At 67.9% G+C, this 455-nt stretch carries 1 protein-coding gene; it reads left to right on the plus strand.

The features are described 5' to 3' along the window. Positions 1-455 (plus strand): IS256 family transposase (locus ACTQV3_RS09290; protein WP_441536336.1); only part of this gene is annotated, 455 nt, incomplete at both ends.

A 455-nucleotide genomic window follows, 5' to 3' on the forward strand; every position in this document is an offset into this window, starting at 1 on the left:
TCGAGATGTACCTGGCGGGCGTCTCCACCAGGAGGATCGAGGACGTCTCCGAGCTCCTGTGGGGAGCGCCGGTGTCCTCCGGCACCGTCTCCAACCTCAACGAGAGGGCCTTCGCGTCCATCGAGACATGGCGGCAGAGGCCGCTCGAGGGCGGCTACCCCTACGTCTTCGTCGACGGTATCTACCTCAAGCGCAGCTGGGGAGGGTCCTACGAGAACGTGGCCGTGCTGGTCGCCATCGGCGTCAACTCCGCCGGCGACCGGGAGGTCATCGGCTGCTCCGAGGGGTACACCGAGTCCGCGGAGTCCTGGCGCGAATTCTTCTCCTGGCTCAAGGGACGCGGGCTCTCCGGCGTACGGCTCGTCACCGGCGACAAGTGCGCGGGGATGCTCGGTGCGCTCGAGGAGGTGTTCCCCGGGGCCCGCTACCAGCGCTGCACGGTGCATTTCTACCGC

This window comes from Collinsella sp. LCP19S3_A7 (genome assembly GCF_052121995.1).
Lineage (GTDB): Bacteria > Actinomycetota > Coriobacteriia > Coriobacteriales > Coriobacteriaceae > Collinsella.